This is a genomic window from Escherichia sp. E2562 (assembly GCF_005781075.1).
Classification (GTDB): Bacteria; Pseudomonadota; Gammaproteobacteria; order Enterobacterales; family Enterobacteriaceae; genus Escherichia.
Genome location: NZ_VATM01000004.1, coordinates 82,370 through 102,366, shown reverse-complemented (window position 1 = coordinate 102,366; position 19,997 = coordinate 82,370). Strand labels below are relative to the sequence as shown.

Here is a 19,997-nt window from a genome sequence, read left to right as displayed (position 1 = left end):
CGATGACAACCCAGTATGGATTTTTTATTGATTCCAGCCGTTGCACCGGTTGCAAAACCTGCGAGCTGGCCTGTAAAGACTACAAAGATCTGACGCCGGAAGTTAGTTTCCGCCGCATTTATGAATATGCTGGTGGAGACTGGCAGGAAGATAACGGCGTCTGGCATCAAAACGTATTTGCCTACTATTTGTCGATTTCATGCAACCACTGCGAAGATCCGGCTTGTACCAAAGTCTGCCCAAGCGGTGCAATGCATAAACGTGAAGATGGTTTTGTCGTTGTCGATGAAGATGTGTGTATTGGCTGTCGTTACTGCCATATGGCCTGCCCGTATGGCGCACCGCAGTACAACGCAACCAAAGGTCATATGACCAAATGTGATGGTTGCTATGACCGCGTCGCAGAAGGTAAAAAACCGATCTGCGTCGAATCTTGCCCGCTACGGGCGCTGGATTTCGGACCTATCGACGAGCTGCGTAAAAAACACGGCGATCTGGCGGCGGTTGCGCCGTTGCCGCGTGCGCACTTCACCAAACCGAATATTGTGATTAAACCTAACGCCAATAGCCGCCCAACCGGGGATACCACTGGCTATCTGGCAAACCCGAAGGAGGTGTGAGATGGGAAGTGGATGGCATGAATGGCCGCTGATGATCTTCACGGTCTTCGGGCAATGTGTGGTGGGCGGTTTTATCGTTCTGGCTTTGGCACTGCTCAAAGGCGATCTGCGAGCAGAAGCCCAGCAGCGTGTTATCGCCTGCATGTTTGGCTTATGGGTTCTGATGGGCATTGGGTTTATCGCCTCTATGCTCCATCTTGGCTCACCAATGCGCGCCTTTAACTCGCTTAACCGGGTAGGGGCTTCAGCTCTGAGTAACGAAATCGCCAGCGGTTCGATCTTTTTTGCCGTAGGCGGAATTGGCTGGTTGTTGGCGATGCTGAAAAAATTGTCACCGGCATTACGCACGCTTTGGCTGGTGGTGACGATGGTTCTCGGCGTGGTCTTTGTCTGGATGATGGTGCGGGTCTATAACAGCATCGATACCGTACCGACCTGGTACAGCATCTGGACGCCGATGGGCTTCTTCCTGACCATGTTTATGGGCGGACCGTTGCTGGGTTACCTGTTGCTGAGCCTGGCAGGCGTCGATGGATGGGCGATGCGTCTGTTGCCTGCAATTTCCGTGTTGGCACTGGTGGTGAGTGGCGTGATGTCAGTAATGCAGGGCGCAGAACTGGCGACCATTCATAGTTCAGTGCAACAGGCTGCCGCACTGGTGCCTGACTACGGTGCGCTGATGTCCTGGCGGATTGTGCTTTTGGCCGTGGCACTGTGCATGTGGATTGCACCGCAGGTGAAAGGCTTTCAGCCTGCGGTGCCTCTGCTTTCCGTATCATTCATCCTGCTTCTTGCAGGGGAATTAATCGGCCGCGGGGTATTCTACGGTTTGCATATGACCGTTGGCATGGCCGTTGCCAGTTAAGGTGTAATAACCGGGGTTTCGGCCCCGGTTATCTCTTATTTCTGTTTCGTTAACGTGTCATAACTGGTCATCAAATTACGATAATCAGGAATGTGGTTAGAGAACAACGTCGCCAGCCCCTCGATATCGTTACGCCAGTCGCGGTGCAGCTCACAAGCCACGCCGAACCATGTCATCAATTGAGCGCCAGCTTGTGACATACGATCCCACGCTGAATGCCGGGTAATCTCGTTAAAGGTTCCAGAAGCGTCGGTTACCACAAAGACATCAAACCCTTCTTCAATAGCCGAAAGCGCCGGGAATGCTACGCAAACCTCGGTTACCACCCCTGCAATAATCAGTTGTTTTTTACCTGTCGCTTTAACTGCTTTGACAAAATCTTCGTTATCCCAGGCGTTAATATTTCCAGGACGCGCAATATAAGGCGCATCCGGAAACTGTGCTTTCAGTTCGGGGACTAATGGGCCGTTAGGGCCGGTTTCAAAACTGGTGGTGAGAATGGTGGGGAGATTGAAATATTTTGCTAAGTCACCCAGCGCCAGCACGTTATTTTTGAATTTGTCGGGGTCAATATCCCGCACAAGGGAAAGCAAACCAGCCTGGTGATCAACTAACAAAACAGCAGCATCATTTTTATCGAGACGAACATACGGTTTGGTCATTCTCTTCTCCTTTTGAGACTCTGTAGCACGCCTGAAAGCGTTCAGGCGCGATGCGTTGCCTTGAAAGCATAGACGGGAAATCTTAGTTTGCTGTGACCATGAAATTTTTCGACTGAACGAAGCGCATGATGTTTGTGTTAGATCAATAAAAACAAGTAGATGAGATTAATTGTCTTTTTATTATTAGTGTTATGAATGAGTAATATCAATCGATAATACAGCCGCTGCGTTATGGGGGTATTTTACCCCATTGACAATGTTTTTAGCGGTGGCATGATGCGCATAAAATTTGAACTTCCTCACGGTTTTTATCCATGTCCACGTATACCCGGCCTGTCATGCTTTTGCTGTCTGGCCTGCTTTTGTTGACCTTAGCGATCGCAGTGTTAAATACACTCGTGCCGCTATGGCTCGCCCAGGAGCACTTGCCCACATGGCAGGTCGGCGTCGTCAGTTCGTCCTATTTTACCGGCAATCTGGTGGGGACTTTACTGACAGGGTATGTCATTAAACGTTTTGGATTTAATCGTAGCTATTACATGGCCTCGTTTATTTTTGCGGCGGGCTGTGCCGGGCTTGGCCTGATGATTGGTTTCTGGAGCTGGTTAACCTGGCGTTTTGTCGCAGGCGTTGGTTGCGCCATGATTTGGGTTGTGGTCGAAAGTGCGCTGATGTGCAGCGGGACCTCACGTAATCGTGGACGACTACTTGCCGCTTATATGATGGTCTATTACGTGGGGACGTTTCTGGGCCAGTTGCTGGTCAGCAAAGTGTCGACTGAGCTGATGGCCGTGTTACCGTGGGCAACGGGTTTGATACTGGCAGGCATCTTACCGTTGTTGTTTACTCGTATTCTGAATCAGCAAACGGAAAAACATCCGGCTACGCCGATTACATCAATGCTTAAACTCCGCCAGGCACGGCTTGGGGTCAATGGCTGTATTATCTCCGGGATTGTCCTGGGCTCTCTGTATGGTCTGATGCCATTGTATCTTAACCATCAGGGGATCAATAACGCCAGCATCGGTTTCTGGATGGCTGTACTGGTCAGCGCAGGAATCCTTGGGCAGTGGCCTATTGGGCGTCTGGCGGATAAATTTGGTCGTCTACTGGTACTGCGCGTTCAGGTTTTTGTTGTCATTCTTGGTAGTATTGCAATGTTAAGCCAGGCTGCGATGGCGCCTTCATTGTTTATTCTCGGTGCTGCGGGGTTCACGCTGTATCCAGTAGCGATGGCCTGGGCTTGTGAGAAGGTTGAACATCATCAACTGGTGGCGATGAATCAGGCTTTACTGTTGAGTTATACAGTCGGTAGTCTGCTTGGTCCGTCTTTTACCGCCATACTGATGCAGAATTTTTCCGATAAACTGTTATTTATTATGATTGCCAGTGTGTCATTTATCTACTTATTGATGCTGCTGCGTAACGCCGGTCATACACCCAAACCTGTCGCTCATGTGTAAATGAATTAGTGTAGAGTGTGAACATGCTGTATCGCACTCTGTTTTTTTTGTTTCCTCTATACAACTTGCTTTTACCAAATTTCATTTATGGAAAAATAAATTGTGCAGCAGGTTATAATTTTTCATTCCGCTATTTTCGTACTTCTTATTAGCCGCGCATAATCCCTCGTTTTACAGATATCTATTAAAAAAATAGCGAAGGATCGAACTATGGCTGGGAACGTTCAGGAAAAACAGTTGCGCTGGTACAACATTGCACTGATGTCTTTTATTACGGTTTGGGGATTTGGCAATGTTGTTAATAATTATGCCAACCAGGGGTTGGTCGTTGTTTTTTCATGGCTGTTTATATTTGCGCTCTATTTTACACCATATGCATTGATTGTCGGTCAGTTGGGGTCGACTTTTAAAGATGGGAAAGGCGGAGTCAGTACCTGGATTAAGCACACAATGGGCCCCGGATTGGCTTATCTTGCTGCGTGGACCTATTGGGTGGTGCATATACCCTATTTGGCACAAAAACCACAGGCCATTCTGATTGCGCTCGGCTGGGCGATGAAAGGTGACGGTTCGTTAATCAAAGAATATTCAGTCGTAGCGTTACAGGGGTTAACGCTGGTGCTGTTTGTCTTCTTTATGTGGATCGCTTCACGTGGTATGAAATCGCTGAAAATCGTCGGTTCTGTGGCAGGGATTGCGATGTTTATCATGTCGCTCCTGTATGTGGCGATGGCAGTAACCGCGCCTGCGATTACTGAAGTGCATATTGCGACCACGAACATTACCTGGGAAACGTTCATTCCCCATATCGATTTTACCTACATTACCACTATTTCAATGCTGGTTTTCGCGGTTGGTGGTGCAGAGAAGATTTCTCCCTACGTTAATCAGACGCGCAACCCAGGAAAAGAATTTCCAAAAGGGATGCTATGCCTGGCGGTGATGGTTGCAGTTTGTGCCATTATGGGCTCTCTCGCAATGGGGATGATGTTTGACTCGCGTAATATTCCTGATGACTTAATGACTAACGGTCAGTATTACGCTTTTCAGAATCTGGGCGAGTATTACAACATGGGGAATACCCTAATGGTGATTTACGCCATTGCAAATACCCTGGGACAGGTCGCTGCTCTGGTGTTCTCCATCGATGCTCCTCTGAAAGTGTTATTAGGTGACGCGGATAGTAAATATATTCCTGCCAGATTGTGCCGGACCAATGATTCAGGTACACCGGTTAATGGTTATCTACTGACCCTGGTGCTGGTGGCGATTCTGATTATGCTGCCAACACTGGGTATTGGTGACATGAATAATCTCTACAAATGGCTGCTCAATTTGAACTCAGTAGTGATGCCACTGCGTTATTTGTGGGTGTTCGTGGCGTTTATTGCAGTAGTTCGCCTGGCGCAGAAATATAAGCCGGAATATGTCTTTATTCGTAATAAGTCTCTGGCGATGACTGTCGGGATTTGGTGTTTTGCCTTTACTGCTTTTGCCTGTTTGACGGGGATCTTCCCGAAAATGGAAGCCTTCACTGCAGAGTGGACCTTCCAACTAGCGCTGAATATCGCTACACCATTTGTGCTGGTGGGGTTGGGGTTGATATTCCCGCTATTGGCTCGTAAAGCGAATACGAACTAATCATTGTGGTTAGTTCTGCAGAATGAAGCGCGGAATAACAAAGCGGCAACTCAATAAAGTTGCCGCTTTACGGGGAAATTAGAACATTACTTTATGACCATATTGCTCAAGAATACCTTTCACGCGTTCCATGGTCTCTTTCTTCGGTGGTTTCACACCATCGAGTTTGTACTCTTCACCCATCGCCACCCATTTGTGTTTGCCCAGCTCGTGGTAGGGGAGAAGTTCGATTTTCTCAACGTTGCCCATATCACGGGTAAATTCACCGAGGCGATGCGCTGAATCGTCATCGTCAGACCACCCTGGGACAACAACGTAGCGGATCCAGACCTTCACATTTTTGTTCGCCAGATATTTGGCGAACTCCAGCGTACGATGATTGGAAACGCCGACCAGATTCTGGTGGATCTCGTCGTTCATCTGTTTGAGATCGAGCATTACCAGATCGGTCACTTCCAGCAGTTCATCAATCACTGGATCGTAACGACGAACAAAACCGTTGGTGTCCAGGCAGGTATGAATGCCTTCTTTTTTGCAGGCGCGGAACCAGTCACGAACAAATTCAGCTTGCAGGATTGCTTCACCGCCGGATGCGGTAACGCCACCGCCTGAAGCATTCATAAAGTGGCGATAGGTCACCACCTCTTTCATTAAATCTTCAACGGTAACTTCTTTGCCGCCATGCGTGTCCCAGGTGTCGCGGTTATGGCAATACAGGCAGCGCATCAGGCAGCCCTGGAAAAAGGTGATAAAGCGAATACCCGGGCCGTCTACGGTTCCACAGGATTCAAAGGAGTGAATGCGACCAATAACTGACTTGGTAGCCCCCGCCGCAGCGGTATTTTCTGTTTTATTACAATTAGTTAAATTACTCATATCGCTTCAATTGGCTCTAGTTAACTCTGGTTTATGGACGCATTATGGACATTCCTGACACCGGGTTAAGAGTCACAGCATCTTGTAAGAAATCCGGTGCAAAGTGTGCGTAGGTCATAGTTTGCTGAATGTCAGAATGACCCAGGATGCGCTGCAATGTGATTATGTTACCTCCATTCATTATAAAATGTGTGGCAAATGTATGCCTCAAAACATGCACTGCCTGTCCGTCAGGTAAATCGGGTTTTACTTCCCTGAGAGCGTTGCGCACTTTGTAGTAACTGGCATTAAAAAGCCTGCCTGAATTTTTGGTCTTGATCCGTTTAATCAGGTCCTGCGAAACGGGAATTGTCCTGCGCTTTCCGTTTTTAGTTTTCATAAACGTAACCATCTGGTTAATGATGTGTTCAGCTTTCAAATTAGACACTTCACTCCAGCGTCCACCAGTAGAAAGGCAGACCAGAGTTGCATTTAACTCATCACCATCAAGCATGGATAACAGCCGCGTAATCTCTTCACTGGACAAAAAAGCCATTTCCGTAACAGCTTCACGTAACCGCTTAACCTCACGGAACGGGTTGTGAGAGTGATATTCACCGGCGTCAATTAACTTGGTGAACATCCCGCTCATTATTGCCAGATGCCGATTTACGCTGGCTGGTTTTAGACCATCGTTCATCATTACAACGCGATAATCAGTTATCGTTTTCTTTGTTAGCTGGTCCGCCCTGGACACTCCCATCTCAGCAAATTTGGCGATTATTGTCGTCAAACGCCCTCGTTCAATATCTCCACGCTCATGTGATTTTCCGTGATATATCCACCATCTGCCTAACAACTCTGTAAGAGTTCGGCGGTCGGCCGGCTTCTCCAACCACTCTTTGTTGTGGAAGTTAACCAGTACATGACGTTCGAATGCCTGAGCTTCACCTTTAGTTTTAAATTTCCGCCTGATACGTTTTCCATCTGCACCCTGCGGTCTGACGTCCACTTCATAACGACCATCATCGAGCTTTTTAATAGACATAAAGCCCTCCGATGACGCTGTTTACTTCTACTACTTGAAAATTAATGCAATTTTCTTTCGTACATTTACTGCACACATATGCTGAATAAATCGTCAGCCAGTCTTTTGGTCTGAGTGGTGCAAGGTTGTTGAGTCTTGCCCAATGTGTGCGAGCGCCGGGGCTATTTGTCCGGCAGCGGGATCTGTCTCATCAAACATGAACCAGTCACGATATTTACGGAATCTTGGGTGTTTCAGAAGTCGCACTACCGCGTCATGTGAAATGGATGATTTCCCATTTTCGTACCCCACATAGGTAACGTAATTAATACCTGTCATTTCAGCTACTTCCTTCTTCTTGAGGCGTTCAGACTCACGAATAAGTTTAAGTTTCTCACGAATCTCAATTGACATAATGAATCAGATCTCTTATTTTTAATCCGTTGTGATATTCCACACCTAACTCTAGCCAACTCTAACTAGCTTTAGTTTGTGGAGCCAATTAGGAGAATAGCAAAATGAATGTCGGATCTGAAATTTCTGACGAGACAAGACAAGAAGTCTCAGTTCTTACAAAAGCAAAACGTCATTCAGTTAAATTGGCTGCTGTGCCTTCAGATTTGCTGTCGAAAGAGGGTTTTGCTCTTTACATAGGTAAGACACCACGCGCTGTAGCAGAAATGGCGAGAGCAGGCAAGCTCCCTGCGTTCTATATGACAGACCCACTGAAGCCAGGGGGGAATGCTGAGTTATGGATTAATCGTCGTGAGTGGGACAAATATGCAGCTCAACTAGTCGATGAAGCTCCGACAGAATGGCATGACTGGAAGAACCGCATTAGTTATAGCAAGTCGAAATTAGGGCGTATGGTGTGAGGGCATGTTATGAACACTATAGTAGGAAACACGGCAGCTAAAAAAATTCAATCGTTGATCATCGAGCTGCGCACGAGACTTTTGTCGATTGAAGGGCAATCTAACGTATCAGCCATAGTTGATGACATAGAAATTGAAGCGAAAAAATTAGAAGAAGAAGTTAATTTTCTGGCTTTACCTGTAAGAGCTGCAGAAATTGAGACTTTGACGCATTTAATTAAATGTGGATGTGTCAGGCTGGAAAATAACAAAAGAGATGAACGTAATGAGATTATAAATAATTTACAAGAGTCATTTGCGTTAATCAGCCAGAATCAACATGCCCCAACTAAAACAAAAAGAAGCAAATCAAGTAAATTTGAGGTTTTGCGTTTTGGTGATCTTTCTATTATTGGTTGCGAGCTAACCCCATTACGCAACTATGTGACTCTATACTGTAGAGCTTGTTATGAAAATGACAGGTTTATCGGTCATGTGTACTACGGAGTATCAAAGTTATCGGGTGACGAAAAAGGTTATAGCGAATTTGATGCGCTGAGTATTATTAATGCTGTAGAAAAATATGCGCCAGGAATGCAAAAATACTCATGGCGCAAAGTAGATTGAAATTATTTTTCTTTATTCAGCTCTAAGTATTCGCCGATAGTAGCATGAAGATTTTTTAATTGCTCGAGTTGAATACTAATTGCAAGAACATTATCGCTTTTTAGGTTTAAGTCGGTATGAAGGTGTGCGAGTAGTCTCATCTTACCCTCACTGACAATACCATCGATAGTGATTTTGTCTGGAAATACAGTAACAGTTTTTTTGTCCATTTTTACACCTTTTGTGGTTGGTTGTTTTTGGCGATTCGATCTTACCACAAGACCATGTGCCGGACATGGCTAAAAACCGGCTCTGTTTCAGGAGGAGTTATGCCGGAACCTCGTTGTATTGCTCAGTTATTGCGTAACGAAAGCCCAAGGGCGATTGACTTCACCATCACCCACGGTAAGGGGCGTAAGGGAATCATTATCCGCACCAAAAAACAGAGTCCGTTAAAAAAGGCTCTGACCTTTCTGAAAAGCCGGAGGGTATGGAAATGACAGTGATGACGCTCAATCTCGTTGAAAAACAGCCAGCAGCTATGCGCCGGATAATTGGTAAGCATCTTGCCGTTCCTCGCTGGCAGGATACATGTGATTATTATAATCAGATGATGGAGCGCGAACGGCTAACAGTTTGCTTTCATGCGCAGTTAAAACAGCGTCACGCAACGATGCGTTTTGAAGAAATGAACGACGTCGAACGTGAACGACTGGTATGTGCAATTGATGAATTGCGTGGGGCATTCTCAAAACGTCGTCAGGTCGGTGCAAGTGAGTATGCATATATTAGTTTTTTAACAGTCAGTCAGCGCCGTACTTTATTTATGCATGCCGGATTGACTGAAAAAGAATTCAACCAGCCATACTGGCGAATTAATGAAGAGTCATGTTACTGGCGTGATGCTTTATTCCGTGCATTACGTGAATTATTCAGTCTGTTTGAGTATGCACCGACAATTCTGACGTCGGTAAAACCAGAGCAATATCTGCATTAAGTAATTAACCAGAGTTTTTAACGCACTTAATCGTGCGGGGCTTCTTTTTGCCTGGAGAAAGTTATGCATACAGTTTCTGAAAATCAGTGCGGTAAATACGCATTACTGCTGCAACAGGCCAGAACCGAAGCACAGGCCGACGCTGCGACGCGCTTTTCTTCTCATCTTGATGCCATGATTCGCCACATCACAAAGGCGGAGTTATCCCGCGTGGAGATAGTCGAGCTGCTCAGTCAGGAGTCGGAAAAATTTCACAATATCGGATTGTCTCGCGGGGAGGTGCTTTGATGTCCTGTTCTCGTTCAGTTGTATTACTGAATAACGCCTTAAAAATCGCCGTTATGAAAAATGGCGATTTGTCTCTTATTCAACTTGGTCTTGATAAAGAAAAACGCGAAATAACTGAGTCTGTTATCGCGATTTATCAGAACGAATTAAACCTCCTGTCTGATGTGGTCAATTTACTTGTTAAACGCGCTGTGTTTCACAAGCAAATCTCCTCCGTGGATGAACTGACGAAATTAACGACAGAAATCGCCAGCTATTGCGCTGATGAATTTAAAAACCTTAACGACAAAAGGAACTGGTAATGCCGGACAACGTAGATTTTATTCAGGAACAACAGGCTGAATTACTGGAGCGCCAGATTAACGCGGCAAGGGTAAAACATTGCGGTGCTTCTGCGCTGGTTTGCGAAGAGTGTGACGCGCCAATACCTGCTGCCCGTCGTGCAGCTTATCCGTCAGCCACGCGTTGTGTTTCCTGCCAGTCAGTCTTTGAAGCAAAAAACAAGCATTACCGGAGAATGGCATGAGTATTCGTATCGAAATTGGCGAACGTTATGTCGTTACCAGTGACAGCTTTCAGTTTATTCTCCACGAGAAAAAGAGAGCGGAAAGCGGTAAAAACGCTGGTCAGGAATGGCTGGCGGTGGTTGGTTATTACCCGAAATTAAGCCAGCTCGTTTCCGGCCTGATGCATCACGATATTCTGACCGGAAACGCAAAATCTTTTGCTGATTTAAACGCGCAGGTTGAGCAACTCAGCAAGCGTTGTTCAGAGGCTTTTGGCTCATATGGCCGTTAAAGCCTCCGGGCGTTTTGTCCCTCCGTCAGCATTTGCCGCAGGCACCGGTAAGGCGTTTACCGGTGCTTATGCATGGAACGCGCCACGCGAGGCCGTCGGGCGCGAAAGACCCCTTACACGTGACGAGATGCGTCAGGTGCAAGGTGTTTTATCCACGATTAACCGCCTGCCTTACTTTTTGCGCTCGCTGTTTACTTCACGCTATGACTACATCCGGCGCAATAAAAGCCCGGTGCACGGGTTTTATTTCCTCACATCCACTTTTCAGCGTCGTTTATGGCCGCGCATTGAGCGTGTGAATCAGCGCCATGAAATGAACACCGACGCGTCGTTGCTGTTTCTGGCAGAGCGTGACCACTATGCGCGCCTGCCGGGAATGAATGACAAGGAGCTGAAAAAGTTTGCTGCCCGTATCTCATCGCAGCTTTTCATGATGTATGAGGAACTCTGCGATGCCTGGGTGGATGCGCATGGCGAAAAAGAATCGCTGTTTACGGATGAGGCGCAGGCACATCTGTATGGTCATGTTGCTGGCGCTGCACGTGCTTTCAATATTTCCCCGCTTTACTGGAAAAAATACCGTAAAGGGCAGATGACCACGAGGCAGGCATATTCTGCTATTGCCCGCCTGTTTAACGATGAGTGGTGGACTCATCAGCTTAAAGGCCAGCGTATGCGCTGGCATGAGGCGTTACTGATTGCTGTCGGGGAGGTCAATAAAGACCGTTCTCCTTATGCCAGTAAACATGCCATTCGTGATGTGCGTGCGCGCCGCCAGGCAAATCTGGAATTTCTTAAATCGTGTGACCTCGAAAACAGGGAAACCGGCGAGCGCATCGACCTTATCAGTAAGGTGATGGGCAGTATTTCTAATCCTGAAATTCGCCGGATGGAGCTGATGAACACCATCGCCGGTATTGAGCGTTACGCCGCTGCAGAGGGTGATGTGGGGATGTTTATCACGCTGACCGCGCCGTCAAAGTATCACCCGACACGTCAGGTCGGAAAAGGCGAAAGTAAAACCGTCCAGCTAAATCACGGCTGGAACGATGAGGCATTTAATCCAAAGGATGCGCAGCGTTATCTCTGCCATATCTGGAGCCTGATGCGCACGGCATTCAAGGATAATGATTTACAGGTCTACGGTTTGCGTGTCGTCGAGCCACACCACGACGGAACGCCGCACTGGCATATGATGCTTTTTTGTAATCCACGCCAGCGTAACCAGATTATTGAAATCATGCGTCGCTACGCGCTCAAAGAGGATGGCGACGAAAGAGGAGCTGCGCGAAACCGTTTTCAGGCAAAACACCTTAACCGGGGCGGTGCTGCGGGATATATCGCGAAATACATTTCAAAAAACATCGACGGCTATGCACTGGATGGTCAGCTCGATAACGATACCGGCAGGCCGCTGAAAGACACTGCCGCGGCTGTTACCGCATGGGCGTCAACGTGGCGTATTCCGCAATTTAAAACTGTTGGCCTGCCGACAATGGGGGCTTACCGTGAACTACGCAAATTACCTCGCGGCGTCAGCATTGCTGATGAGTTTGACGAACGCGTCGAGGCTGCACGCGCTGCCGCAGACAGTGGCGATTTTGCGCTGTATATCAGCGCGCAGGGTGGGGCAAATGTCCCGCGCGATTGTCAGACTGTCAGGGTCGCCCGTAGTCCGTCGGATGACGTTAACGAGTACGAGGAAGAAGTCGAGAGAGTGGTCGGCATTTACGCACCGCATCTCGGCGCACGTCATATTCATATCACCAGAACGACGGACTGGCGCATTGTTCCGAAAGTGCCGGTCGTTGAGCCTTTGACTTTAAAAAGCGGCATCGCCGCGCCTCGGAGTCCTGTCAATAACTGTGGAAAGCTCACCGGCGGTGATACTTCGTTACCGGCTCCCACACCGACTGAGCATGCTGCAGCGGTGTTAAATTTAATAGATGAAGGGATTCTAAGTTGGACCGAGCCAGGCATTATGAAGGTACTTAGAGACTTATTGAGTAATGAACTGAAATGCAGTAATCGTTCACAGCAGAGCTTTACCCCTTTCATTGGTCGAAGCTACTTTCCTGCCCCATCCGCCCGGTTGACAAGGCAGGAGAGAAAGACTATCCCGAAAATTAAGGTTCTTCTTGCACAAAGTGACATTCAGGCTAGTTATTGGGAGCTTGAAGCTCTCGCTCGCGGAGCTGTTTTGGATTTTGGGCATAAGCGTTTTAAATTTGATAACGATATCGACTTTTTTGACAGACAGCGTGAGTGGTAGTTGAAAAAAACGGTCAAACGGGGTAACAATATGTTATTGTTGAGGAATTGTTTGTTATGGTTTAATTTTTATACACGGCAGAAAAGCATATGAGCATGGTTGAATGGATAAGCCACGAGAAAAAAGATAGCCTGATACTATTTGTACATGGATTAAATGGTGGTTTGGAAACATGGAACTTTAATAAAGAAACTTCATTTCCAAAACTATTAGCAGAAGATGAAGACATTAGCAATGTATTTGATATTGCATGTTTCAATTATTTCACCAAATTTACACAAACGTATGCTAAAACGTCAGGATTATTGGCTCGTATTTTCTCTAAGAAAAATAAGTTAGAGAGAAATTTACCAACTGATGAAATAGCTGAGTTATTGTATACTGAGATTAGGGTAACGCTAAGTGATTACTCTCGAATTATAATAATCGCCCATAGTATGGGGGGGTTAATATCAAAAAATCTAATTCTAAAAAAAGTTGAGCATGAGGAACAATCTAATATAATTGGATTCATTTCGTTAGCAGTCCCTCACTTTGGTGCTAAATTAGCGAATATAACTTCAATGGTATCTTCAAATGCTCAGTTAGTAGATCTTGGATTGTTAAGTGAAGCGACTGATACATTGAATAGGCGCTGGATAAATTGTAGCAAAAAACTTCCTATCACTAGATATGTTTATGGTTCTCATGACACTATAGTTGATAAAAAAAGTGCATTACCGATGGATAGTGAACGAAATAACTCAATTGCAGTTAATGAAGGGCATAGCTCAATTTGCAAGCCCGAAAACAGCTCGTCTACAGTGTTTGTTGCGGTAAAGCAATTTATTCAGCAGATAAATTTAGAAGCACCCAAGAAGATATGCGTTGAGCGTTTTTCTGATGAGAAACAATATGATAATGAGTATTTCGTCTTAAAAATGATTGTCGCAGATATACATCAGGATATCGCTATGCATGCAAAGGAATATTATTATAATGCTGAGCTTGCGAGAAATATTTTTACGAGTGATTACGATAGGAAACTACTTGGTCATTTGTATTCTAAAATAAGGGAGATTTACCAGGAAGAGTATGAGCAATACATCGCGAATTCAATTTCCCCAGATAAATTTATTGCTGCTGTTCATAGACGAATAGCCCAGGAGGATAAGTCGTCGTTAGATTCTCTTATAAAAAGTTTAGAAACGATACATAAGAAAGGAATGTTGCATCAACTGGCTAACAAAAATGACAGGGATATTGTCTGGTCATCCGAAACCAGCGTAGAAACTTTGGAGCAATTACGGCGAGGTAATCATGAAGAAAAATAACTTGCCGTATATTCCTCTTGATGAAGAGTATAGCTTGAATTTTGCTATACTTGCCATTGCTATATCTATATTATCTCATAGCAAAAAAGGAGTGTTATCATTAGATATTAATAAAATACAAATTTTTATGTATCTGATAAAAAACCCATCAAAAATAGATTATGCTCTTACAGTTTCGGGGAAAAAACCTGCTTGTGTCGAGTCCCAGTTAACTTATACAATAAAGAGTTTTTCATCAAATGTAGATATCTTATTCGACAATTCCAAAGTGAAATATCTTATAAAAATTATGTCATTGCGGGGATTGCTCTCAGCTGAGAAAAAAAATAATGAGAGTGTTAAATTATTTTTATCTGAAAAAGGTAAGGAATTTGCTAGCTCATTGACTGATGGATATTTTAAAGAAATAAAACGACTATCCGAAGCATTGTTACCGCTACAAGCATTGCCTACATCTAAGTTAAACTCTGTTATAAATCAAGTCTTCAAGGAGAAATGATGAAATCATATCTCAATATCAATAGTTTGATTCTTGTTGGCGTTCGTAAAAACTACGTCACTACTTTTTATAAAGGTCTCAATGTTATCTACGGAGACTCTGACACAGGTAAGTCAAGCATTCTGGAGTTTATTAATTATCTTTTAGGTGCTAGCTCTATAGATTTAGCAGATGAAATAAAAACATCAGTAAACTATGCTGCTCTTGAAGTAGTGATCAATGATACTGTATTCACAATCGTAAGAGATATCTATGATCATAAAAAAGCAATAGAAGTTTATCGTTGTAAGTTTGATGATTTACATAAACATTTTCCGAAAAAATACGCTCCTAATTATAGCCCCTTATCAAATGTTGATGGTGTTTTTTCGGAGTTTTTACTTGATAGTCTTAATTTTCCAAAGATTGAAATTAAGGTGTCTCCTTCTAAAGCTCATTCACAGATGCGCAGGTTAAGTTTTAGAAATATATATAAATTTGTTTATGTAAGTCAGGATGATATTGGTAGTAAATCTTTCTTGCGATTGGGTGATTGGTCCCGCTACGCATTTACGAAAGAAGTTTTTAAATACATGTTCAATGTGTTGGATGAAAGCATCGCCAGACTCCAAGGTGAAATATCTGCAAAAAGTAGTTTAGTAACTGAATTAAATAAGAAGTATCAGATAATATCTGAATTTCTTCGCGATACAGACTATGAAACAATTGAATCAATTGATGATGAGATTAATAGGATAGATCTTGTTTTAGAAGAACTTGTTGCAGGTTTGTCTGCTCTCGATAAAAATATGAAAGCGGATTCCATGCAGTATACAGAATTGAAAGATGCTCACAATTTTATTTCGCTTAAATACAAAGAGTGCATATTAAATATTAGTGCGCTTGAGGATAAGATTGATAAATATTCGCGGTTAAAAAATGACTATGATAATGATATTGAAAAACTCAAAGCGATTAAAACAGCAAATTCTCGCATTGGTGTATTGGATAAGGAAGTATTTTCCTGTCCAATCTGTGATAGCCACATTAAAATAGATGATTCTGATTTTCCATTTGAAATTTCATCAGAAAAAGATCTTAATGAAGAGTTGAATTCACTTAGTCGACGTAGACGAAATATTAATGACATGATCTCAGAAATGTCATTTAAATTAAAAAAAGAATCAGGTTATAAAAAAGAATTAGATGAACGACTTGACGAGTTGAGAGAGTTGATTGACGAAGAAAGCCAGTCAATGATTACACCATTCTTGACTCAGAGAGATTTTTATATTAAAGAGATATCAAAAAATGAGAAAGTTAGGGAGCAGTTAGTAAAAGATTTGAAGGTTAGAAACCAGCAAGAGGAACTGCTTGAAAAGTATCAGGTACTGAGAAAAGATATTGAAGCATTAACTGAACGCTTGGAGGCGTTAAAGAAAAACGCACCTAGCATGGAGGGCATTTTACAAGGTTTAGGTGATAGATTTAGTCAGTATTTGAAGGGTATTAATATCAAAAACAGAACGGGGATAAAAATCTCTGAAAGCTATTACATTCCTGTTATAAGAGAAAAAGAATATTTTAAAATAACGTCCGGAGGTTTGAGAACTATTTCTTCTATTGGGTATCTTTTGTCTATTCTTGATTATGCAATAGATCATAATGTTAACCATCCTTTACTTTTGATATTTGATACGGTTGGCAAATATTTAGGGAAACAGACCAAGGAAAAATATTCAAAAGAAACTCTTGCAGTCGAGGATGACCTTGAGGGAATGTCAGATCCGATGAAGTATCAAAATATTTATGAACAACTATTGAATACAGTTCAAAAAGCAGAAAGAAAAAATGTTCCGTGCCAGATTATATTAGTTGATAATGATTTGCCTAATTCGTTTTCTACTGGTGAACTTTCGAATATTATCGCTCATTATAGCTCGGTTGGTGAGGACGGTTTGCCTTTAGGTTTAATTGATGACCTTTAATACTATACATGCATTTTTTTGAATTAGATTGCATGTGGATAATGAGTCTATTTAGTGAAGGGAGGGTTTTGTGAGACGAGACTTTCGATAAAAATGCAACCGCATTAAAACCGCCCCATGAAGCGGGCGGGCGAGGCGGGGAAAGCACTGCGCGCTGGCGGTGGTGCTGATTTTATTTTTTCAGCGTCTGAGCGCGTCGTGACGGCGTTTAGATTGTGCGCCGGGGCGTTGGGTGTCTGCGGGCTGTTTTGTGCGGTGGTGAGCGTGTGAGGGCGTGATGGCGGGTTGTAAAAAAGCCGCCCGCAGGCGGCGATGTTCAGCCGTTGTCAGTGTCCAGTGAGTAGTTTTTAAAGCGGATGACCTCCTGACTGAGCCAGCCGTTTATTTCCCGAATCCTGTCCTGTAACGGGATAAGCTCATTGCGGACAAAGACCTTTGCCACTTTCTCAATATCACCCAGCGACCCGACGTTCTCCGGCTTGCCCCCCATCAACTGAAAGGGGATGCGGTGCGCGTCCAGCAGGTCAGCGGCGCTGGCTTTTTTGATATTAAAAAAATCGTCCTTCGTTGCCACTTCACTGAGCGGGATAATTTTAATGCCGTCGGCTTTCCCCTGTGGGGCATAGAGAAACAGATTTTTAAAGTTATTGCGGCCTTTCGACTTAACCATGTTTTCGCGAAGCATTTCGATATCGTTGCGATCCTGCACGGCATCGGTGACGTACATGATGTATCCGGCATGTGCGCCGTTTTCGTAATACTTGCGGCGGAACAGCGTGGCCGACTCATTCAGCCAGGCAGAGTTAAGGGCGCTGAGATATTCCGGCAGGCCGTACAGCTCCTGATTAATATCCGGCTCCAGCAGGTGAAACACTGAGCCGGGCGTGAAAGGTGTCGGCTCGTTGAAGGACGGCACCCACCAGTAAACATCCTCCTCCACACCACGGCGGGTATATTTTGCCGGTGAGGTTTCCAGTCTGATGACCTTACCGGTGGTGCTGTATCGCTTTTCCAGAAACGCATTACCGAACACCAGAAAATCCAGCACAAAGCGGCTGAAATCCTGTTGCGAAAGCCACGGATGCGGGATAAATGTCGAGGCCAGAATATTACGTTTGACGTAAATCGGTGAGCTGTGATGCACGGCAGCACGCAGGCTTTTTGCCAGACCGGTAAAGCTGACCGGTGGCTCATACCATCTGCCGTTACTGATGCACTCGACGTAATCCAGAATGTCACGGCGGTCGAGTACCGGCACCGGCTCACCAAAGGTGAATGCCTCCATTTTCGGGGCGCTGGCGGTCATTTTTTTTGCCGCAGGTCGCGGTGTTTTCCCTTTTTTCTTGCTCATCAGTAAAACTCCAGAATGGTGGATGTCAGCGGGGTGCTGATACCGGCAGTGAGTGGCTCATTTAACAGGGCGTGCATGGTCGCCCAGGCGAGGTCGGCGTGGCTGGCTTCCTCGCTGCGGCTGGCCTCATAGGTGGCGCTGCGTCCGCTGCTGGTCATGGTCTTGCGGATAGCCATAAACGAGCTGGTGATGTCGGTGGCGCTGACGTCATATTCCAGACAGCCACGACGGATAACGTCTTTTGCCTTGAGCACCATTGCGGTTTTCATTTCCGGCGTGTAGCGGATGTCGCGCGCGGCGGGATAGAACGAGCGCACGAGCTGGAACACGCCGACACCGAGGCCGGTGGCATCAATACCGATGTATTCGACGTTATATTTTTCGGTGAGTTTGCGGATGGATTCCGCCTGGGTGGCAAAGTCCATGCCTTTCCACTGATGGCGCTCAAGTATTCTGAATTTGCCACCGGCCACCACCGGCGGTGCCAGCACCACGCATCCGGCACTGTCGCCACGGTGTGACGGGTCGTAACCAATCCATACCGGGCGGGAGCCGAACGGATTCGCGGCAAACGGCGCATAGTCTTCCCATTCTTCCAGCGTGTCGACCATGCAGCGTTGCAGCTCCTCGAACGGGAATACCGACGCCTTGTCGTCAACAAATTCACACATGAACAGGTTTTTAAAATCGTCGGCGCTGTTTTCACGTTTGAGCTGCTCAATGTCGAACAGCGTGCAGCCACCTTTCAGGGCGTCCTCAATGGTGACAATCTGCCGCCACTGGCCGTCCGCACAGAGAAGACCTCCGGCAAGGGCGTTATGACTGACGTCGATTTCCACGCGTTCGGCGGCGCTGGCGCGTCCCCGGTTGAACAGTTCACCCGACCAGAACGGGTAGGCGTCGTGCGCCAGCGTGGACGGGGTGGAGAAATAGGTCGAGCGCAGGTGACTCTGTGAGGCCATACCTGATGCCACCTTACGCAGTACCTGAAAATTCGGGATCCAGAAAATCTCGTCGACGTACAGGTCGCCGTTATGGCTCTGTGCGGTGTTGGAGTTGGTGCCGAGAAAAATCAGTTTTGCGCCGTTATTGCCCAGGACAATCGGGTCACCGGTCAGGTCAACGTCAACCAGCCGGGCAAAGGCGATGATGTATTCACGGAACACATACGCCTGCGTTTTACTGGCCGACAGAAAAATCTGGTTATGACCGGTTTTCAGGGCGCGCAGCAGCGCCTCGCGGGAAAAATAAAACGTCGCGCCAATCTGGCGGGATTTCAGGATATCGCGGATGCGGTGCTCAAGCCCGGCACGATACCAGTGCAACTGATAGTCGAAAGACTGCTCAAAGAAAATCTGCTCCAGCTTTTCGATGGCCTCGTCACTGAAAAAATTCTTTTTCGGTTTGCGCCGTCCGCCTTTGTTGCGGTTAGCGACGTTCGGATTAAGGTCTGCCTCGTTGCCGGTCTGACTGTAGCGGTTGACCCGTGCCAGTCGTTCAATCTGGCGTCCGAGCAGGTCAATTTCCTTGAAGTCACCACCGGTTTTCTGCGGTTTGATGATGAGCTGGGTCAGCCGCGCTTCCAGACTCATTTCGACACGGCTGATGGGGGCAACGCTGTCCCAGCCGTCGCGTTGTTTCCAGCTCTGCACCGTCGGGCGTTTCATCTGCAACATGGCGGCAATCTGCGGTACGGAAAACCCCTGCCAGTACAGCAGCGCCGCCTGACGACGCGGGTCGTGTAAAAGAGTGGTGTCTGTGGTGATGGTCATGAATACCTCGCCGTGATGAATACACGGCAAGGCTACTGAGTCGCGCCCCGCGATTCGCTAAGGTGCTGTTGTGTCAGTGATAAGCCATCCGGGACTGATGGCGGAGGATGCGTATCGTCGGGAAACTGATGCCGACATGTGACTCCT

23 protein-coding genes are annotated in these 19,997 nt (G+C 45.9%); 16 read left to right on the top strand and 7 right to left on the bottom strand.

The genetic code is table 11. The annotated features are described in order from the left end of the window. Positions 1 to 2: 2 nt before the first annotated feature. Together dmsB and dmsC are read left to right on the top strand one after the other, a co-directional pair. Entirely contained in the window at positions 3 to 620 is a 618-nt protein-coding gene (dmsB, locus tag FEK43_RS07365) for a dimethylsulfoxide reductase iron-sulfur subunit DmsB (RefSeq protein WP_000213094.1), read from the top strand. A 1-nt stretch (position 621) separates the two neighbouring features. Beyond that, a complete protein-coding gene (dmsC, locus tag FEK43_RS07360; RefSeq protein WP_135406303.1) occupies positions 622 to 1,485 on the top strand; it encodes a dimethyl sulfoxide reductase anchor subunit DmsC in 864 nt (287 codons plus the stop codon). Between the two features lie 35 nt (positions 1,486 to 1,520). On the opposite strand, the gene ycaC is transcribed toward dmsC, so the two are convergent. After that, on the bottom strand, positions 1,521 to 2,147 hold the full coding sequence (gene ycaC / locus FEK43_RS07355) for an isochorismate family cysteine hydrolase YcaC (protein WP_012133028.1): 627 nt from the start codon (positions 2,145 to 2,147) through the stop codon (positions 1,521 to 1,523). Between the two features lie 314 nt (positions 2,148 to 2,461). On the opposite strand from ycaC, the gene FEK43_RS07350 reads away from it, so the two are divergent. Continuing rightward, positions 2,462 to 3,610, top strand: coding sequence for an MFS transporter (locus FEK43_RS07350; RefSeq protein ID WP_130205293.1), 1,149 nt, complete (start codon positions 2,462 to 2,464; stop codon positions 3,608 to 3,610). Positions 3,611 to 3,820: 210 nt separating this feature from the next. Further along, a complete protein-coding gene (locus FEK43_RS07345; RefSeq protein WP_135406304.1) occupies positions 3,821 to 5,251 on the top strand; it encodes an amino acid permease in 1,431 nt (476 codons plus the stop codon). Between the two features lie 78 nt (positions 5,252 to 5,329). On the opposite strand, the gene pflA is transcribed toward FEK43_RS07345, so the two are convergent. The 3 genes from pflA to FEK43_RS07330 all read right to left on the bottom strand — a co-directional run bounded on the left by pflA (position 5,330) and on the right by FEK43_RS07330 (position 7,547). Continuing rightward, complete coding sequence (gene pflA, locus FEK43_RS07340) at positions 5,330 to 6,127, bottom strand: pyruvate formate lyase 1-activating protein (RefSeq protein WP_053895499.1); 798 nt, start codon at positions 6,125 to 6,127, stop codon at positions 5,330 to 5,332. Between the two features lie 31 nt (positions 6,128 to 6,158). Then, on the bottom strand, positions 6,159 to 7,154 hold the full coding sequence (locus FEK43_RS07335) for a tyrosine-type recombinase/integrase (RefSeq protein ID WP_135406305.1): 996 nt from the start codon (positions 7,152 to 7,154) through the stop codon (positions 6,159 to 6,161). Between the two features lie 93 nt (positions 7,155 to 7,247). After that, positions 7,248 to 7,547: a helix-turn-helix transcriptional regulator gene (locus FEK43_RS07330; protein ID WP_024224642.1), complete on the bottom strand. Its 300-nt coding sequence runs from the start codon at positions 7,545 to 7,547 to the stop codon at positions 7,248 to 7,250. Positions 7,548 to 7,651: 104 nt separating this feature from the next. Between FEK43_RS07330 and FEK43_RS07325 the strand changes: the two genes are divergently transcribed. Both FEK43_RS07325 and FEK43_RS07320 read left to right on the top strand, forming a co-directional pair. After that, a complete protein-coding gene (locus tag FEK43_RS07325; RefSeq protein ID WP_033811826.1) occupies positions 7,652 to 8,008 on the top strand; it encodes a Cox family DNA-binding protein in 357 nt (118 codons plus the stop codon). Between the two features lie 9 nt (positions 8,009 to 8,017). Further along, on the top strand, positions 8,018 to 8,614 hold the full coding sequence (locus FEK43_RS07320; protein WP_106485401.1) for a hypothetical protein: 597 nt from the start codon (positions 8,018 to 8,020) through the stop codon (positions 8,612 to 8,614). Between the two features lie 2 nt (positions 8,615 to 8,616). Here the strand turns inward: FEK43_RS07320 and FEK43_RS07315 are convergent, their stop codons facing one another. After that, positions 8,617 to 8,823, bottom strand: a complete 207-nt coding sequence (locus tag FEK43_RS07315; RefSeq protein WP_024240189.1) for a hypothetical protein — start codon at positions 8,821 to 8,823, stop codon at positions 8,617 to 8,619. 99 nt (positions 8,824 to 8,922) lie between these two features. On the opposite strand from FEK43_RS07315, the gene FEK43_RS22815 reads away from it, so the two are divergent. The 10 genes from FEK43_RS22815 to FEK43_RS07270 all read left to right on the top strand — a co-directional run bounded on the left by FEK43_RS22815 (position 8,923) and on the right by FEK43_RS07270 (position 16,727). Further along, complete coding sequence (locus FEK43_RS22815; protein ID WP_165381236.1) at positions 8,923 to 9,093, top strand: hypothetical protein; 171 nt, start codon at positions 8,923 to 8,925, stop codon at positions 9,091 to 9,093. Then, positions 9,090 to 9,590 carry a hypothetical protein gene (locus FEK43_RS07310; RefSeq protein WP_000217670.1) on the top strand — a complete coding sequence of 167 codons (501 nt, stop codon included), beginning with the start codon at positions 9,090 to 9,092 and terminating at the stop codon, positions 9,588 to 9,590. The genes FEK43_RS22815 and FEK43_RS07310 overlap by 4 nt, the downstream gene beginning before the upstream one ends. 63 nt (positions 9,591 to 9,653) lie before the next feature. Beyond that, positions 9,654 to 9,878, top strand: a complete 225-nt coding sequence (locus FEK43_RS07305; protein WP_000557703.1) for a DUF2732 family protein — start codon at positions 9,654 to 9,656, stop codon at positions 9,876 to 9,878. Next, positions 9,878 to 10,180, top strand: a complete 303-nt coding sequence (locus tag FEK43_RS07300) for a DUF5405 family protein (RefSeq protein ID WP_001277958.1) — start codon at positions 9,878 to 9,880, stop codon at positions 10,178 to 10,180. The genes FEK43_RS07305 and FEK43_RS07300 overlap by 1 nt, the downstream gene beginning before the upstream one ends. Next, complete coding sequence (locus FEK43_RS07295; RefSeq protein ID WP_001113263.1) at positions 10,180 to 10,404, top strand: TraR/DksA family transcriptional regulator; 225 nt, start codon at positions 10,180 to 10,182, stop codon at positions 10,402 to 10,404. Before FEK43_RS07300 ends, FEK43_RS07295 begins: the two co-directional genes overlap by 1 nt. Then, positions 10,401 to 10,676, top strand: coding sequence for a DUF5405 family protein (locus tag FEK43_RS07290; RefSeq protein ID WP_106485400.1), 276 nt, complete (start codon positions 10,401 to 10,403; stop codon positions 10,674 to 10,676). Before FEK43_RS07295 ends, FEK43_RS07290 begins: the two co-directional genes overlap by 4 nt. Then, on the top strand, positions 10,666 to 12,948 hold the full coding sequence (locus FEK43_RS07285) for a replication endonuclease (RefSeq protein WP_135406307.1): 2,283 nt from the start codon (positions 10,666 to 10,668) through the stop codon (positions 12,946 to 12,948). The genes FEK43_RS07290 and FEK43_RS07285 overlap by 11 nt, the downstream gene beginning before the upstream one ends. A gap of 89 nt (positions 12,949 to 13,037) precedes the next feature. Further along, positions 13,038 to 14,261: an ABC-three component system protein gene (locus tag FEK43_RS07280; RefSeq protein ID WP_138158482.1), complete on the top strand. Its 1,224-nt coding sequence runs from the start codon at positions 13,038 to 13,040 to the stop codon at positions 14,259 to 14,261. Continuing rightward, positions 14,248 to 14,760 (top strand): ABC-three component system middle component 4, encoded by a 513-nt coding sequence (locus FEK43_RS07275; protein ID WP_138158480.1) that lies wholly within the window; start codon positions 14,248 to 14,250, stop codon positions 14,758 to 14,760. The genes FEK43_RS07280 and FEK43_RS07275 overlap by 14 nt, the downstream gene beginning before the upstream one ends. Beyond that, positions 14,760 to 16,727 (top strand): AAA family ATPase, encoded by a 1,968-nt coding sequence (locus FEK43_RS07270; RefSeq protein ID WP_138158478.1) that lies wholly within the window; start codon positions 14,760 to 14,762, stop codon positions 16,725 to 16,727. Before FEK43_RS07275 ends, FEK43_RS07270 begins: the two co-directional genes overlap by 1 nt. 316 nt (positions 16,728 to 17,043) lie before the next feature. Here the strand turns inward: FEK43_RS07270 and FEK43_RS07265 are convergent, their stop codons facing one another. Both FEK43_RS07265 and FEK43_RS07260 read right to left on the bottom strand, forming a co-directional pair. Further along, on the bottom strand, positions 17,044 to 18,078 hold the full coding sequence (locus tag FEK43_RS07265) for a phage portal protein (RefSeq protein WP_138158476.1): 1,035 nt from the start codon (positions 18,076 to 18,078) through the stop codon (positions 17,044 to 17,046). After that, on the bottom strand, positions 18,078 to 19,850 hold the full coding sequence (locus FEK43_RS07260) for a terminase ATPase subunit family protein (RefSeq protein WP_000156861.1): 1,773 nt from the start codon (positions 19,848 to 19,850) through the stop codon (positions 18,078 to 18,080). Before FEK43_RS07260 ends, FEK43_RS07265 begins: the two co-directional genes overlap by 1 nt. Positions 19,851 to 19,997 lie beyond the last annotated feature (147 nt).